17 protein-coding genes and 1 pseudogene are annotated in these 14,920 nt (G+C 64.3%); 11 read left to right on the top strand and 7 right to left on the bottom strand.

The features are described from left to right. Window positions 1-3 precede the first annotated feature (3 nt). Window positions 4-1,553 (bottom strand): annotated as a pseudogene (locus AB8Z38_RS28625) (DUF1800 domain-containing protein). A 114-nt stretch (window positions 1,554-1,667) separates the two neighbouring features. Between AB8Z38_RS28625 and AB8Z38_RS28620 the strand changes: the two are divergent. Beyond that, complete coding sequence (locus tag AB8Z38_RS28620; RefSeq protein ID WP_369721024.1) at window positions 1,668-1,889, top strand: hypothetical protein; 222 nt, start codon at window positions 1,668-1,670, stop codon at window positions 1,887-1,889. A 71-nt stretch (window positions 1,890-1,960) separates the two neighbouring features. On the opposite strand, the gene AB8Z38_RS28615 is transcribed toward AB8Z38_RS28620, so the two are convergent. The 3 genes from AB8Z38_RS28615 to AB8Z38_RS28605 all read right to left on the bottom strand — a co-directional run bounded on the left by AB8Z38_RS28615 (window position 1,961) and on the right by AB8Z38_RS28605 (window position 3,781). Next, window positions 1,961-2,659, bottom strand: coding sequence for a glutathione S-transferase family protein (locus AB8Z38_RS28615; RefSeq protein ID WP_369721023.1), 699 nt, complete (start codon window positions 2,657-2,659; stop codon window positions 1,961-1,963). Window positions 2,660-2,757: 98 nt separating this feature from the next. Continuing rightward, the gene (locus AB8Z38_RS28610; protein WP_369721022.1) at window positions 2,758-2,988 is read right to left on the bottom strand and encodes a hypothetical protein; all 231 of its coding nucleotides are present in this window, start codon (window positions 2,986-2,988) and stop codon (window positions 2,758-2,760) included. A gap of 13 nt (window positions 2,989-3,001) precedes the next feature. Then, window positions 3,002-3,781: a TSUP family transporter gene (locus AB8Z38_RS28605; protein WP_369721021.1), complete on the bottom strand. Its 780-nt coding sequence runs from the start codon at window positions 3,779-3,781 to the stop codon at window positions 3,002-3,004. Between the two features lie 311 nt (window positions 3,782-4,092). On the opposite strand from AB8Z38_RS28605, the gene AB8Z38_RS28600 reads away from it, so the two are divergent. The 5 genes from AB8Z38_RS28600 (at window position 4,093) to AB8Z38_RS28580 (ending at window position 9,768) form a co-directional block, all read left to right on the top strand. Further along, on the top strand, window positions 4,093-5,007 hold the full coding sequence (locus AB8Z38_RS28600) for a LysR substrate-binding domain-containing protein (RefSeq protein WP_369721020.1): 915 nt from the start codon (window positions 4,093-4,095) through the stop codon (window positions 5,005-5,007). A 110-nt stretch (window positions 5,008-5,117) separates the two neighbouring features. Further along, on the top strand, window positions 5,118-5,345 hold the full coding sequence (locus tag AB8Z38_RS28595; protein ID WP_369721019.1) for a hypothetical protein: 228 nt from the start codon (window positions 5,118-5,120) through the stop codon (window positions 5,343-5,345). Window positions 5,346-5,400: 55 nt separating this feature from the next. Then, on the top strand, window positions 5,401-5,631 hold the full coding sequence (locus AB8Z38_RS28590; protein ID WP_369721018.1) for a hypothetical protein: 231 nt from the start codon (window positions 5,401-5,403) through the stop codon (window positions 5,629-5,631). Between the two features lie 104 nt (window positions 5,632-5,735). Continuing rightward, the gene (gene uvrB / locus AB8Z38_RS28585; RefSeq protein WP_369721017.1) at window positions 5,736-8,642 is read left to right on the top strand and encodes an excinuclease ABC subunit UvrB; all 2,907 of its coding nucleotides are present in this window, start codon (window positions 5,736-5,738) and stop codon (window positions 8,640-8,642) included. Between the two features lie 82 nt (window positions 8,643-8,724). After that, window positions 8,725-9,768 (top strand): hypothetical protein, encoded by a 1,044-nt coding sequence (locus AB8Z38_RS28580; RefSeq protein ID WP_369721016.1) that lies wholly within the window; start codon window positions 8,725-8,727, stop codon window positions 9,766-9,768. 117 nt (window positions 9,769-9,885) lie between these two features. Here the strand turns inward: AB8Z38_RS28580 and AB8Z38_RS28575 are convergent, their stop codons facing one another. Continuing rightward, on the bottom strand, window positions 9,886-10,272 hold the full coding sequence (locus AB8Z38_RS28575; protein ID WP_369721015.1) for a hypothetical protein: 387 nt from the start codon (window positions 10,270-10,272) through the stop codon (window positions 9,886-9,888). Between the two features lie 311 nt (window positions 10,273-10,583). Continuing rightward, window positions 10,584-10,817 (bottom strand): hypothetical protein, encoded by a 234-nt coding sequence (locus tag AB8Z38_RS28570; RefSeq protein WP_369721014.1) that lies wholly within the window; start codon window positions 10,815-10,817, stop codon window positions 10,584-10,586. A gap of 284 nt (window positions 10,818-11,101) precedes the next feature. Here AB8Z38_RS28570 and AB8Z38_RS28565 point away from each other — a divergent pair, with 284 nt between their 5' ends. The 5 genes from AB8Z38_RS28565 to AB8Z38_RS28545 all read left to right on the top strand — a co-directional run bounded on the left by AB8Z38_RS28565 (window position 11,102) and on the right by AB8Z38_RS28545 (window position 14,522). Further along, window positions 11,102-11,554 carry a nuclear transport factor 2 family protein gene (locus AB8Z38_RS28565; protein WP_369721013.1) on the top strand — a complete coding sequence of 151 codons (453 nt, stop codon included), beginning with the start codon at window positions 11,102-11,104 and terminating at the stop codon, window positions 11,552-11,554. A gap of 223 nt (window positions 11,555-11,777) precedes the next feature. Then, on the top strand, window positions 11,778-12,218 hold the full coding sequence (locus AB8Z38_RS28560) for a nuclear transport factor 2 family protein (protein WP_369721012.1): 441 nt from the start codon (window positions 11,778-11,780) through the stop codon (window positions 12,216-12,218). A gap of 221 nt (window positions 12,219-12,439) precedes the next feature. Then, window positions 12,440-13,345, top strand: a complete 906-nt coding sequence (locus AB8Z38_RS28555) for a hypothetical protein (protein ID WP_369721011.1) — start codon at window positions 12,440-12,442, stop codon at window positions 13,343-13,345. A 319-nt stretch (window positions 13,346-13,664) separates the two neighbouring features. Further along, on the top strand, window positions 13,665-14,081 hold the full coding sequence (locus AB8Z38_RS28550; protein ID WP_369721010.1) for a hypothetical protein: 417 nt from the start codon (window positions 13,665-13,667) through the stop codon (window positions 14,079-14,081). 303 nt (window positions 14,082-14,384) lie between these two features. Then, window positions 14,385-14,522 carry a hypothetical protein gene (locus AB8Z38_RS28545; RefSeq protein ID WP_369721009.1) on the top strand — a complete coding sequence of 46 codons (138 nt, stop codon included), beginning with the start codon at window positions 14,385-14,387 and terminating at the stop codon, window positions 14,520-14,522. A gap of 32 nt (window positions 14,523-14,554) precedes the next feature. On the opposite strand, the gene AB8Z38_RS28540 is transcribed toward AB8Z38_RS28545, so the two are convergent. Then, window positions 14,555-14,701: a hypothetical protein gene (locus tag AB8Z38_RS28540; protein WP_369721007.1), complete on the bottom strand. Its 147-nt coding sequence runs from the start codon at window positions 14,699-14,701 to the stop codon at window positions 14,555-14,557. Between the last annotated feature and the right edge of the window lie 219 nt (window positions 14,702-14,920).

Genomic DNA, 14,920 nt, shown 5'->3' with positions numbered 1-14,920 from the left:
ACGTCATCTCCTCTGCATTTCCGGCGACATCAACAGCAGCGCCAGCGCCTGCTGGCGCGATTCCGCGCGCTCGATGGTCCGCCGCGTTTCGACCGACGCCGCATCCGCGGCGGCGAACTCCAAAAGATCGAGAGGATCGATGGTGTTGCCGAGCCGGGCGCCCATCTGCGAGGCGATGTCGAGCCGGAGCTTCATGCCCTCGGGCGCAGCCCAGGCGGCGCCGGTGTCGGGAAAACCGTTGGGGCCGGCGGGCGACCACAGCGGCTGGCCGAGCAAATTGAGGTTGTTGAGATAGGGGCCGGGATCTTCCGGCACGCGCGCAAGCAGCCGGCCGCCGGCGATCACGAAATCATAGGGCGAGCGCATCTTGGTCAGCGGCAGCTTCAAGCCTCGTCGGAATCCACCAGCGCGGTCGCAAGTGCCTTAAGATCGCCGTTGGTCTTGACGAACACATCGCGCAATCGCGCGACCAAAGCCTGCGGCGGATCATCGGCGACGAAGTGACGAACGAATTTGGTGACGACGAAATTCGCCGTCGACGGATGGCGCGCGATGTCGGCCAGCGCGGCCTCGCCCTGCGCCAGACCGGTCGCCTCGTAGGTCTTGCCGAGCAGCATTTGCGGCCCGGGCTGGTGCGCGTTGGCGTTGAACACGAAGGAGCCCGGCGTTCCCAACTGCCCCTGCCGTCCCGCAAAAGTCCAGCCCGTGATGATGCGCGCGAGCGAAGTGACGTCCTCCTGGGTGTAGCCGCCGCCGACACCGAGCGTATGCAGCTCCATGATCTCGCGTGCGAGATTCTCGTTCAGCCCGCGTTTGCGATTTTGCCCTGCGCGCGACTCCGGTCCGAGCGATTGCTGGTTGTCGAGAAAGAACAGCATCGCCGGATGCTGCTCCACCGCCTTCAACATATCGGCGAAGCGCCCGAGCACGTGCGGGCGGATGGCCTCGCGCTCGAACGCGCCGGCCCACATCCGCGCCAGCTCGCCCTTGCTCGCGGAGATGCAGAAATGGTTCGACCAGAACACGACGAGCCGCTCGGTGAAGCCGCAATCGGCCAAGGTCGCGCGCTGCAAGCGTGCCAGCGCCTCGGCGCGAAACGTCTTCTGGATGACATTGAGCGGCTGCGGCGCCGGCTTTGCGGCGACGCTCGGCTGCATCGTGTCCGGCTTCGCAGCATTGTCGGCCAGCTTGGCGCCGTCCGTTTTGCCGGCGATCTCGGTCGCGACCGTGTTCAGCGACAGATTACGGCGCGGCCCGGGCTTCTGCTCGGCAGGGGCCTGCGCCGGGGGCGCTTCGGTCGGCGCGCCGGCCTTTGCCGCCGCTTCGCGCGCTTGCTTGACCTCGTCCTGATAGGCGAACACGGCCTGCCCAAGCTGCGGCGTCGATTGCAGGCCCGGCGCCTCCAGCAGCACGCCTGAGGGGCGGGCCAATTCCGCCTTCACGAAACCGCGCGGATCGGAGGCGGCATTGATCAGATCGCCGGATGCCCCGCCGCGGGCACCGAAGCCGAATCGATTGAGCGCAACCAGCGCGGCTTGCGAATCGCGGGCCATCAATTTGTCCTCTGCGCCTTCCCAACCGCTTCACGTGTCTGCGCGTGAGGCCTAATATACCGCAGCGGGAGATGAACCCGATATGAAAATGACGGGGAAGCTTCGGCGCAGATCATGACAAATTCGAAAGAAACTCCGATGCAGGAACCGCAGCCGCGCCGCCTCGCCTGTTCCCGCTGCGGCACCGAATTCAGCTGCGATCGCTCAGGCACATGCTGGTGCGCGGAAGAGCCGGCGCGCTTGCCGATGCCGGTCAAGGGCGAGGATTGCCTGTGCCGCGAGTGTTTGAGAAAGTCAGCAGCGGAGGCGCGTAGCCCGGATGGAGCGCCAGCGTAATCCGGGAATCTTTCCGCGGGCGCAGATCCCGGATTGCGCTTCGCTCCATCCGGGCTACGAACCCTACGAACTTACACCGGATGCCCCGGCGATCTCCGCGCCATGCCGTCGAACGCATCGAGCAGTTTTTCGCGCCAGGCGTAGACGGGATCATCCGCTTCCAGCAGCTTGAACGGACTGACCACGCGCGACCATTGGAAGCCGCCGAACACGATGTAGTCGGCATAGTTCGGCGCGTCGCCGCCGATGAAGGGCTGCGTCTTGAAGGTCTGGCGCATCACCTCCAGCGACTTGCGGAAGCCGACCACGCCGGTATCGCGGCTGGCCATGATCTGTTCCAGCGTCTTGCCGCCAAAGCGCGCCTCGCGCGACTTGCGGAAATAGGCGGCATCGACCTCGGCGAGGTTGTTCGGGATGTCGGCGATGATCAGCGGAAAGATGCCGCCGACGATGGCGATATCGCCCCACGCATTGATCATGCGCGCCATGGCGCGGCCGCCCTCGCCGCCGAACAGCGACGGCCGGTCGGGAAAATTGTCTTCGAGATAATTCGCGATGGTCCAGGAATCGACCACGGGCTGGTCGTGATGCAGCAGCACGGGGACCTTCTCCGAGCCATGCGGCGCGAGCGTGCTCTTCTCGGTGAAGCGCCACGGCAGCGATTGCGCCGACAGCCCCTTGTGCGCCAGCGCCATCCGAGTGCGCCAGCAGAACGGGCTGAATGGCCGCGCGGCGTCGGTGCCGACGAGTTCGTAGAGTTTGAGCGACATGAAAGGGGTCTCCCGGTATTCCGTCCTTGCGAGCGAAGCGAAGCAAGTGACGCATTCTGGATCGCTTCGATTGCGCTCGCAATGACGATGTGGGGAGTTCAGCGCCCGTGCGCGCGCAACAGCCTTTCGCCATCCGGTGTCACCGCGATGATCAAGCCGACACCTGCAATCGTCTCGCGCGCGACATAGCCGCGCTCGCTGGCGTCTTCCCAGATGGTGAGGCGCGGGCACGAGGTCTTCCAGGTCGCGATCACCTCGGCATAGGCGCGCGGCTCGCGCGCCACCCATTCGACAAAATCCAGCACCAGCGGATCGGCGCTCTCGCTCATGGCAATCCTCTGTTCATTGCGAACCCGCCTTGGCGATGGCGGCGAGCACGGGTGTGCGAACCAGCAGCCAGCTGCCATAGGCGATGTAATAGCAGGCGATGGTGGTGATCAGCTTCATCGACCAGGCGATGAACTGCTGGTCGGTCATCGCCTCGAGCAGGCGCCGTGCCAGCGTGGTGCCGAGCATGGAGGCGGCGATCGCGACGCCGGCGAGCACGGGATCGAGCGTGGCGGCCTGGTCGATGATGCCGCCGAAATAGATCAGCTTGGTGAAATGGCTGACGAGCTGACACATCGCCTTGGTCGCGACCTTCTCGCGCCGGCCGAAATCGCCGCCGAGGAAGAAGGTATCGAGCAGCGGGCCCGACACGCCGGTCATCAGCATCAAGCCCATGCAGATCGTGCCGTAGACGGTGCCCTGCCAGAGGCGGTCAGGATCGGGCTTGATATTGGCGGGCAGCAGCCGTGCCATGAACGGCGTAGCGCCGAGCAGCAGCAGCGCCACCGGCTTGTCCGGCACGTAGCGGGTGAGCGACCAGGCCGCGAGCGCGACGGCAGCGCCGACCATATAGTTTGCGACCGGGCGCCAGCGGATATGCGCGCGCCACAGCAACGCGCGCCAGCCGTTGGACGCCATCTGCGTGATCGCATGCAGCACCATCGCGGTCGGCAGCGGCATCAAGGCGAGCAGCACGCCTATCAGGATCAGCCCGCCCGCCATGCCGAACAGCCCCGACAGGAACGCGGTGCCGACCATCAGCAATCCAAGGGCAGCGATCATGATGGGTGTCACGAGGGGTCTCCGGTGTGAATACGGCAGGTCAGGGACGCAACGCTATTTCACTCCCTCGCCCGGTTCTTACGGGGAGAGGGTGGGGTGAGGGGCTGCTGCCGCAATCACGGTGGCAGTTCGATTCGCGGAGGCTCCCCTCACCCGGAATTTGCTTCGCAAATTCCGGCCTCTCCCCGCGGGCGGGGAGAGGCGAAGGAGCCGCCTCTGCCTGAGCAAATCAGCTGGAATTACACTCATTCTTGTGCCTCGCTTGTGGGAAGCAGGCAAACTGAGTTATCTTGCCCTGGCATCAGCTTTGCTGAGGGTCCGATTTGCGGCGGCTGCTCTTTCTCAACGGCATCAAGGCATTCGAGGCGGCGGCGCGGACCGGCAGCTTTGCTGCGGCGGGCCTCGAGCTCAACGTTTCGGCGGCCGCCGTCAGCCGCATGGTGCACATCCTGGAAGAGCGGCTTGGCGTCGCGCTGTTCGAGCGCAAGGCCAACAGACTGGTGCTGACGCTCGCCGGGCGGGCCTATCAGAGCGGGCTGACGCCGATCTTCGATGCGCTCGCAAGCCTGACCGCGCAGGTCACGGCGCCGTCGGGCGTCCGCGTGCTCACCATCGGCGTCGGGCATACGTTTGCGATGCGCTGGCTGATCCCGCGGCTGTCGGAGTTTCGCAGCGAGGAGCCCGACATCGAGGTGCGCTTCACCACCGGCGGCGCCGAGGTCGCCTTCGGCGAGGACTGGAGCTGCGGCATCAAGCTCGGCAGCGGCGACTGGCCGGGCCTCGTCGCCGAACCATTGTTCGCCGGCGACCTTACCCCGGTCTGCGTGCCCCGCCTCGCCTCCGGCCTGAAGCGCCCGGCCGATCTCAAGGGCCCAAGCCTGATCCGCGTCACGCACTCCACCGAAGACTGGCCGATCTGGCTCAAGGCCGCGGGCGTCACCCGGGTCAACGCGCGCGGGCCGGAGTTCCAGTTCTACGGCCAGGCGCTGCAAGCCGCCGCCGACGGGCTCGGCATCGCGATGGGCATCCGGCCCTATATCGACGACGATCTCGCCGCCGGCCGGCTGGTGGCGCCGTTCGATCTCTCGGTGCCCAAGGGCATGCGCTGGTATTTGCTCTATCGCAGCTTTCAAACCGAGCAGCGCGATTTTGCCGCGTTCCGCCGCTGGATCATGCGCGCGGCGGCGGAACCCGCGGCCCGTCCGCGGCGGCCCGGACGCGCCGCCACACGCGGCTAACCTTCTCACGTGTTCGGCCGATAAATCCGGCCGCGTGTGAACGGCTTCACATTCCAAAATCCGCAAATGTGGTCCCCTGACCCTCCGACACGACAAATTGGGGACCACCAATGACGACCCTCTACGACGGCTTTGACATCGAATCCTTCGAAGCTGGCCAGGGACTGTGGCACGCCCGGATCCGGCGCGCCGATTTCAGCCCGGTTGCCATCGACGGCGTGCTGTTTCCCGCCATGGAAGTCGGCTTCGCCTGGCCCGATCCCGACGCGGCGATCGCCGACGCCAAGCACCACATCGATCGCTTTCGCCGCCGTGCCGACGACAGTGACGACGAATAAGCCGGCGGATTTCAATCCGAGCAGGGACAGCACGGCGCAAACGGGGGAACCGGCCATGTCAATCATCGAGATCGAAGACGCAGCGCGGCCGAAGATCTACGCCCGCAACGTGCTGTCGCAATGCCCGGAATGCGATGGCGATCTCACGGTGCTCCGTGTGATCGGCGGCCGCGCCGGATGCGAGTACTGGACCCTGCGCTGCACCGATTGCGGCGGCGTCCATCTCGACATCCTCGAGCCGCGCGTGGCGGCCGAGGACGACGGCGGGCCGCCGCCGGTGGCGTGAGCGCACAACCGGCCGCGCCCCTGCTGCCAACCTGCTGTCAGCAGCCTGCGCGCGGACGGGCATTCGCCCTTTCCTGAGCGGCGGACTCGTCCCATATTCGGGGCATGGCGAAGAAACCTGCTCCCCCCACAAGATCCCCCAAATCCAAGGCGCCGAACTCCAAAGCCCATCGGCCCGACGTGCAGCCGATCGGGCCGGCGCTGGCCGAGTTGCTCAATCCCGCGATCAATCGCGGCGATGCCGGCATGGGCTCGGGCACCGGTCTCCAGCCGCCGCCGGACAATTCGCGCGACCGCCGCTCCGGGGGCGAAGCCGCCGCGCATCGCGCGCGCGCCTCGACGCCCAAGGACTTTCCGGCTGATCGGCCCGCAGGATTGGAAGAAGCACCGCAGGCCAATTACGGCACGGCGGCCACGATCCCGACGCTCGATCCGGAACTGGCGCGACAGCTCGGGCTGCCCACCGAGGAGGACGATGCCGAGGCGCTTGCGCGGCCGCCGCGCAGCAAGATGGAGGCGCTCGGCGTCAAGGCCACCGCGGACGCGCTGGAATCGCTGATCCGCGAGGGGCGCCCCGAGTTCCGCAAGGACGACGGCAGCTTGCGGGTCTGGACGCCGCACCGGCCGCCGCGCCCGGAAAAGTCCGAAGGCGGCGTGCGCTTCGAGATCAAGTCGGACTACGAGCCGCGCGGCGACCAGCCGACCGCGATCGCCGAGCTGGTCGAGGGCATCCAGCGCAACGAGCGCTCGCAGGTGCTGCTCGGCGTCACCGGCTCGGGCAAGACCTACACCATGGCCAAGGTGATCGAGGCGACGCAGCGCCCCGCCATCATCCTGGCGCCGAACAAGACGCTGGCCGCCCAGCTCTATGGCGAGTTCAAGAATTTCTTCCCGGACAACGCGGTCGAGTATTTCGTCTCGTATTACGATTACTACCAGCCGGAAGCCTACGTCCCGCGCACCGACACCTATATCGAAAAGGACTCGTCGATCAACGAGCAGATCGACCGCATGCGCCATTCGGCGACGCGCGCGCTGCTCGAACGCGACGACGTCATCATCGTCGCGTCGGTGTCCTGCATCTACGGTATCGGCTCGGTCGAGACCTACACCGCGATGACCTTCGCCCTGAAGAAGGGCGAGCGCATCGACCAGCGCCAGCTCATCGCCGACCTCGTCGCGCTGCAATACAAGCGCACCCAGGCCGATTTCACCCGCGGCACGTTTCGCGTGCGCGGCGACGTCATCGACATCTTCCCGGCGCACTATGAGGACCGCGCCTGGCGCGTGAATTTGTTCGGCGACACCGTCGAGAATATCGAGGAGTTCGATCCGCTCACCGGCCACAAGCAGGACGAGCTCGAATTCATCAAGATCTACGCCAACTCGCACTATGTGACGCCGCGCCCGACGCTGGTGCAGGCGATCAAGTCGATCAAATCCGAATTGAAGATGCGGCTCGACCAGCTCCACGACCAGGGCCGCCTGCTGGAAGCGCAGCGGCTGGAGCAGCGCACCACGTTCGACCTCGAGATGATGGAGGCGACCGGAAGCTGCGCCGGCATCGAGAACTATTCGCGCTATCTGACCGGACGCCTGCCCGGCGAGCCGCCGCCGACGCTGTTCGAATATGTGCCCGACAACGCGCTGGTGTTCGCCGACGAGAGCCACGTCACCGTGCCGCAGATCGGCGGCATGTTCCGCGGCGACTTCCGCCGCAAGGCGACGCTGGCCGAATACGGCTTCCGCCTGCCCTCCTGCATGGACAACCGCCCGCTGCGGTTCGAGGAGTGGGATATGATGCGGCCGCAGACGGTCGCGGTCTCGGCCACGCCCAGCGCCTGGGAGTTGAACGAGAGCGGCGGCGTGTTCGTCGAGCAGGTGATCCGCCCCACGGGTTTGATCGATCCGCCCGTCAACATTCGCCCGGCCCGCACCCAGGTCGACGATCTCGTCGGCGAGGTCCGCGCCACCGCGCAGGCCGGCTACCGCTCGCTGATCACGGTGCTGACCAAGCGGATGGCGGAGGACCTCACCGAATATCTGCATGAGCAGGGCATCCGCGTCCGCTACATGCACAGCGATATCGACACCATCGAGCGCATCGAGATCATCCGCGATCTTCGCCTCGGTGCGTTCGACGCGCTGGTCGGCATCAATCTGCTGCGCGAAGGCCTCGACATTCCCGAATGCGCGCTGGTCGCGATCCTGGATGCCGACAAGGAAGGCTTTCTGCGCAGCGAGACCTCGCTGATCCAGACCATCGGCCGCGCCGCGCGCAACGTCGACGGCAAGGTGATCCTCTATGCCGACCAGATGACCGGATCGATGCAGCGCGCCATCGCCGAGACCGACCGCCGCCGCGAGAAGCAGGTCGAGTACAACACAGCGCATGGCATCACGCCGGAGAGCATCAAGAAGTCGATCGGCGACATCATGAACAGCGTCTACGAGCGCGACCATGTGCTGGTCGAGATCGGCGGTCACGACATGACCGACGACGTCATCTCGATCGGCCACAATTTCGAAGCCGTGCTCGGCGATCTGGAAACGCGGATGCGCGAGGCCGCCGCCGATCTGAATTTCGAGGAAGCTGCCCGCCTCCGCGACGAAGTCAAGCGCCTGCGCGCCACCGAGCTCGCCGTCGTCGACGACCCCACCGTCAAGCAGCGCACCGTGCAGGGCAAGGCCGGCGCCTATGCGGGTGCGAAGAAGTACGGCGACGCCGCGAATCTCCCGGTGAGCGCGATGAAGAAAAAGACCGTGAGCTCCGCGTTGAAAGCGAGCGGCGGCAGTGGCGGCTCAAAGGTGCACAAGCCGCATCTGGACGAAATGCACGGCCCGGAATCGCTCCCCTATCGCGGGGACCGCGCGCTGCCGTCAAAACCGTTCGGCGGCGAGAGCCGCATCATCCAGCCCACGGACTCGCGGCAATCAGGACCGGAGTTCGGCCCGGCGCCGAAATCGACGGGTGGGATGCCGGGACATAGGGGTGGGTGGAAGAAGAGGTAGCAATGACGCCATGCTTCAATTTATAGTATTAGTAGATCGGCGGCGGCGTCTGCTGGGATAACGCCGCACTTGGGAGAGTATCGTGGCACGTCCAGGAAATAATCCAAAGCGACGAATTGCAGCGATAGGTCGGCTTGCTAAACCTACCGAAGAGCGCGCTAAGAGCCCCTATCGATATATTGCAGACATCGCCGCTGTGATTCAAGCATCTGAGTTTGAAACTGGGGTGACCACATTCATTGACCAAGTTCTGGCGCGACTGGATGTAGAGAAGATTCCGAATACCAATCTCGATAAGATCTGGACAGGCGTGATCGAGGAACGGGGGACGCCTGCGCTGGGGCGAACCCGAAAGCTTGAGGCGCTGTTGGGACGAGAGCCTGATGAGGTTGATCCAGAAATACTGACGCAACTCATCGCAGACGCAAAGGAATTGAGTGATGCAACGATTGAAGAGATCGCAGCGGACCACGGGATCGGGGGCCGCGTAATAACGGCGCATGAACTTCGTGAGATTGCTAGAACAAACGGGCATGACGCCGCGCCAAGAGAAGCAGCACGAATACGCTCAGGTGCCGGCTTACCTCGCCACGGTCAGGTTCCTGCGTGGCGCTATGGAGCTGCAGCAGCACAAGCCTTGCGGGAGCAAGAGGGACTGGGTGCAAAGCAAATAAGCGACGAGCAACTGACAAATATGATCGGGACTCAAGCATCAGTCTTGGACGGCCATAAAGGCGGCGCCAATATCTCGTTCGCGCTTGACGAAAATCCGAGTCACGGACGCATCGTGTTGAGATCGAAATGGAAGACCGGTCGAAGATTTGAACTTGCCCGTCTTTTGGGAGATCGCGTCGTGAATGCAACGAGCAGCAAGCTATTCCCGGCTACTCGGGCGCACACTTATCGACAGAAAATGCAACGTTCCTTTGCAGCCGAGTTTTTGAGTCCATTTGATGCCGTGGATGAGATGCTAAAAAGTGACTACTCCATCGAGAACCAACAAGAAGTGGCTGAGCATTTTGATGTATCGCCTATGACGATACGCACGTTACTCGTCAATCACCGGAGAATTGATCGCGAGGAACCTGATGGAGAGTTTGAATTGGCCGTAACCGAGGCGGGCTAGAGATTCCGAGTGGCTCCAAGCGTTTTCACATCAGTTGAATTACGGGCGAACTTGATAGGGAATCGTCCCCACCTCTCTCGTGGGCAATTGAGCTAGTCCTGCCGTACTCCTAACGTCTCACCCCACGCTCGCCGTCACCACCGCCATCACCGACAGCATCAGCACGATCGCGACGAGCTGCATCGAGGCGGCCGGGTGGGTGCGCCATTCGGTGATCTTGTCGGCGAGTGACAGGGTGGAATCGAAGAAGCTCGGCTCGTAGAGCACCCTGGACAACGCGGGGATCTCCGGCCCGAGCGTCACCGCAATCACCGCGTGAACGAGCGACGCGACGGCGACGAAGACGGCGACGCCAGGGTCGCCGACGAGGTCGTGATTGCCGAACAGCTTGAGCAGCAGCGCCGCAGTGGCGAAGGTCGGGAAGCTCTGGAGGATGGCGGTCAGCGCAGAGCCTTCGAGCGCGTTGTGCAGGCGGGGCTTTCTGGTGGCGGCGGTGACGGCCATGGCACATCTCCCTGATGGTGTGGGGATGACGTTAGCCGCGGTGGGAGTCCGGGTGGTGTGAGATGGGTCACGTGGGTGCGGCGGGATGCCCTTTACCTCGCCCCGCGCTTGTCCGCCGAAGCTTCAGCGAAGGCGAATGCGGGAGAGGTCGATCGCGAAGCGATCGGGTGAGGGGGAGTCTCCGCGAGTCCGTCTTTCACCGAATTCGCGGACGCAGCACCTCACCCCAACCCTCTCAGCGCGAGCGAAGCTCGTCGCGGCCCCGCGAAGAGCGGGGCGAGGGAGCGCACCGCCGGCGGGTGAGAGTTTCCCTACAGCTTGCCCTGCCCGTTCACCTGGCTCTGTTGCTGCTGCTTGTCCTGTTCCTTGGCATGATGCCTGCCGTAGAGGCAGCCGGCGGCTGCGCCGAGGACGCCGTGATGGCCGGCATAGTGGCCGGCAACGCCGCCGACGATGGCACCCTTGATGCAGCCCTTGGCGTTGGCGGCGGAGGTCGCGCCCAGCATGAGCAGCGCGGCGGCGAGGGCGATGGAAGAACGTGTCATGGAGGTCTCCAGAGGAATAGCAGGGCTCAACGGGCTTAGGCGCGTTGCGGTTCCACGAACGATCGCTGCTTTCGCCATTGCGCGATAGTCCCTGCGCTCCGCGCATCAGACGCAGGACCTTGCATGAATTCGTGCAAGCGCACGCCCTCTCAACCGAAAATTGCAGCCATGAACCTGGTATTGCACTCGCGCGTCATACGTCTGCAATATCCCTGTGATCTTGCGGATTGCCGGTGCGACGCGCAAATGTTGCGCACCTCACGCGGCCAAAGAGGACGGGCGGAATGACGGTCGAGAAGCTCAATCGCCGGCGCGTGCTGCATCTGCTCGACACCATCACCCGCGCCGATCTCGAGGCCGCGCTGGCGTGCTGCACCGATGATGTCGACTTCCTCACCCACGCGCCGATCGACGTGCTGACGCACATGGGCCCGCGCCACGGCAAGGCCGAGCTGCGCGAATACTGGGGCACGGTGCAGGCCCGCTACGTCGAGACCCGCTACGAGGTGCCGCAAATCGTCGCCGAGGGCGACACGGTCGCGGCCTATCTGCACGTGTTCTTCAGGAAGCGCAGCAACGACCGCATCATCCAGGTCGACATGGCCGTGTTCTACACATTTCGCGACGGACTGATCGCGCAGATCCGCGAGATCATCGATTCCTACGATCTGGTGCAGCAGGTGCTGGAGCGCGAGATCGGCCCATTGATCGTGGCTGCGCCGGCGGACGAGGTATAACGGCGCTCACCGAAAAGGTCCTGGCCAGGGCGACCGGACCCGGGAGATTACGGGGTCCTATTGTAAATCTCACAAAGTGCGATCAATTGTGCATTGCAAAAACGTGATTTGCGTTTTGGCCGAAATCGCCTATTTGTTCGTACACTAATGAATTGAGCCCCCAAGCGCCGACCGCGCGTGGGGTTGTTTTTCGTTTTTTAAAGCCAATCCAGGACGTCCCAAAATGACAGAGCACAGCCTCTGGCGTTTCTCGCGCGCGTTGCACCGCGCGATCAACGACCGGCATTTCGAGGATATCGAGGCCCTGATCGACGAGGACGTCGACTGGGCGGTCTACGGCCCGATCGACATGTTTCCGTTCCTCGGCGCGCGCCAGGGCAAGGCGGCCGTGCTGCAGGTCATTCGCCAGCTGGCCGACAACTTCCAGGTCCGCCGCTTCGAGCGCGAGAGCATCATGCTGGGCGTCGATTCCGCCTCCTCGATGCTGCGCTATTCGCTGACGGCGCTGGATTCCGACAAGCCGATCAGCTTGCGGGTCGCGCAGTTCGCCCAGTTCAGGGCGCACCGGCTGATCAACATGCGCGTGCTGATCGACACCTTCGATCTGGTCGAGCAGGCACTCGGCCGCGCCATTCATCTGCCGAAGATGACCGGCGTCGGCTGAGGGGACACCAACGGGCCCCGCAATGCGGGACTGATCGACTGATGCTGCCGCGACGCGTCCTGGCCTCCAGCCCCGCCGGATGCAATCGCGGAGAAAGCTCGTCAATCGGGCGCGCGGCTTTCGCGCGACCCGTTGGTTCGTTATTCTGGATGAGGCGAAGGCCACAATTTCGCAATGATAGTTCCGCATCCTCTGCGCGAACTGGGCTCGCGGGCAGGACGATGGAATTCTCGACAGGTTTTGGCTGGACCCGGCTGCCAGTGCTGGCGGCCGCATTCATCCTGGGCTCGGTGCTCACCGTCTCCGCGCAGATCATTCCGCCCACGGCCGCGGCGGCGGACGACGCGGCCGAGGCCGCGGATGCCGCCGACGTCAACGACCCCGACGTGCTCAAGGACATCGACGTTGACAAGCTCGACTGGGCCCAGCTCGCGATCGACGCCGGCACGCTCAACGACATCATCGCGGCCAAGAAGCGCGCGCAGGCCGCAGCCAAGGACGGCATCGACTGGTCGACCAACGCCAATGCCAACGGCTCCTCGGCGGTGAAGGTGAAGCAGTCGGTCTCCTCGTTCTGGGACGCACGGATCGGCGCCGACATGACGGTCGCGAAGGAGCCGACCACGATGTCGGAGCTTTTGGCGGAAAAGGCCGCCAATGGCGGCAACCTGCCGCAATCCTCGGGCAGTGCCTGGGCCGCCGCGACCGCCCCGGGCGCGGGCTCGGTGTGGGACAAGACAGCGGTGGAAGGCCGCATCGATCCGGGCTCCGAGCAGAGCAAGATCGGCGCGGCGCTGACCAAGTCGGTGCCGCTGTCCGGCGACATGTCGCTGACGCTCCAGAACGGCTACAGCGTCAACCAGCAGGGCACCACCGCACTCCCCGGAATCGCCGGCCGCACCATCCGCAATTACGAGACTGACCAGTCCGCCAAGGTCGAGATCACCGATACCGGCACCAGCATCATTGCCGGCCAGACGCTGTCGACCACCGACGACAAATGGCTGCGCAACGTCGGTGCCGAGCAGAAGCTGTTCGACAACGTCACCGTCTCCGGCTCGGTCGGCGAGACCTCGCAAGGCACGATCAACAAGAGCCTGACCGCCGGCTTCAAGAAGAGCTGGTGAGGATCGCTCATCTCTCTCCCCTCATCCTGAGGAGCGCTCTAAAGGAGCGCGTCTCGAAGGATCGAGGCCCGCGCCATACATACGCGCCTGCATGGTTCGAGACGCGCGCGAAGGGCGCGCTCCTCACCATGAGGGAATAGATGCGTCGTGCGGCGGCATTCAGACATTGGTAACTTCGCGCCACGGCAAAGCCCCCGAATGGTCCGCCCTTGCCGCATCTCTGCCTAGTTGCCGTCAAAATCCAACGCCCTGATGCAGCGGCCTGACACACATCGTCGTGCGGGGGACACTCGCGCTCAACGCGAACAGGGGAACATCGATGAACGCCATCCGTCCGGAAAAGGTTGAAGCAACCGAGACCGAAACCGTCGACAGCAATCTCGCCGCCGTGACGGAAGTCGAGGCCGGAATCCGCGACTTCGTCCGTAATGACATCGCCTATCTACGTCGCCCGGCGAGCAGCGCCGAGCCGGCGCTCGATGCATCCGCGGAAGCCACCGTCACCAACGTCAATTCGCTGATTCAGCGCGTTGCCGGCACCTCGCTCGCCGAGATCGAGAATCTGATCTCGGAGCTCGAGAGCCTGCGCGACCTGCTCCATGCCGAGGGCCAGCGCGTCCAGCGCGAGATCTCCGGCTACGCCCAGCTCAGCCAGGCCGCGATGAAGTCGACCCGCATGATCGCCGACAATGTCTCGCAGTGGAAGCGCGCCGCCGACGGCCTGCGCAACAGCTGATCGCAAGTCCTACGCATCACCAACCGCCGCGCTCCCGGAAGGGACGCGGCGGTTTTGATTCCGCCGCCACAATCCCGCTGTCATCGCCCGACTTGATCGGGCGATCCAGTATCCCGAGACAGTTGTGATTGAGCCGAGAGGCCGCGGCGTACTGGATGCCCCGCTCAAGCCGGGGCACGACAGCGGAGGATGTGGTCCGCCTCGCGGGGCTTAACAGGTCGCCGCATTGAACCGTTCATCCACTCCCAACGACCAAAGCCCTAGCGCCCGCAGCCTTTGCGGCGGGGCCCGGGGACATGTCAGATGCAAAGCATTCGGCCCGACAACACCGACCCGATACCGCTGCGGCCGGCGCCGAACCAGTTCGGCACGATCATGCTGCGCTTTGTCGGATTGCTGGCTGTTGCGATTGCGGTTTTGGCGTTGATCTATAGCCGCTGAGCGGAGGCCGGCCCCGAAGAGTTGACGATCTGTTAACGGCTCGCGTCGATGCTCGAGGCTTCCAGGGTGTAGCCGCCATCGGCATAGCCCTTCACGACCATGCCGGCGACCAGCATCACGGCCAACGTCGCGGTTGCGAAGATGAATCCGACCAGCTTGAGTGCGCCGCGATCTGCCATGGTTCTCGTGTCCCCTGTACTCTGCCCAGTTCGTTCAATTAGACAGCGACAGGTTCATAATTGGTTAGCAACTCGATGGTTCCCCCAACTGCTTCGGGAGTAACCATGTTGCGCAGGCTTATGGCAGCCGGCCGGAATCGCGTCCATAGCGCGCGGGCAACACTCGATGGGTTTCTCCGCTCCCTCTCCCCGCAAGAGCGGGGCGAGGGAGCGAGAGAG

Origin of the sequence: Bradyrhizobium sp. LLZ17 (assembly GCF_041200145.1) — a bacterium.
Taxonomy (GTDB): domain Bacteria; phylum Pseudomonadota; class Alphaproteobacteria; order Rhizobiales; family Xanthobacteraceae; genus Bradyrhizobium.
The sequence above is the reverse complement of the archived record's forward strand: the minus strand, read 5'-3'. Positions and strand labels throughout refer to the sequence as shown.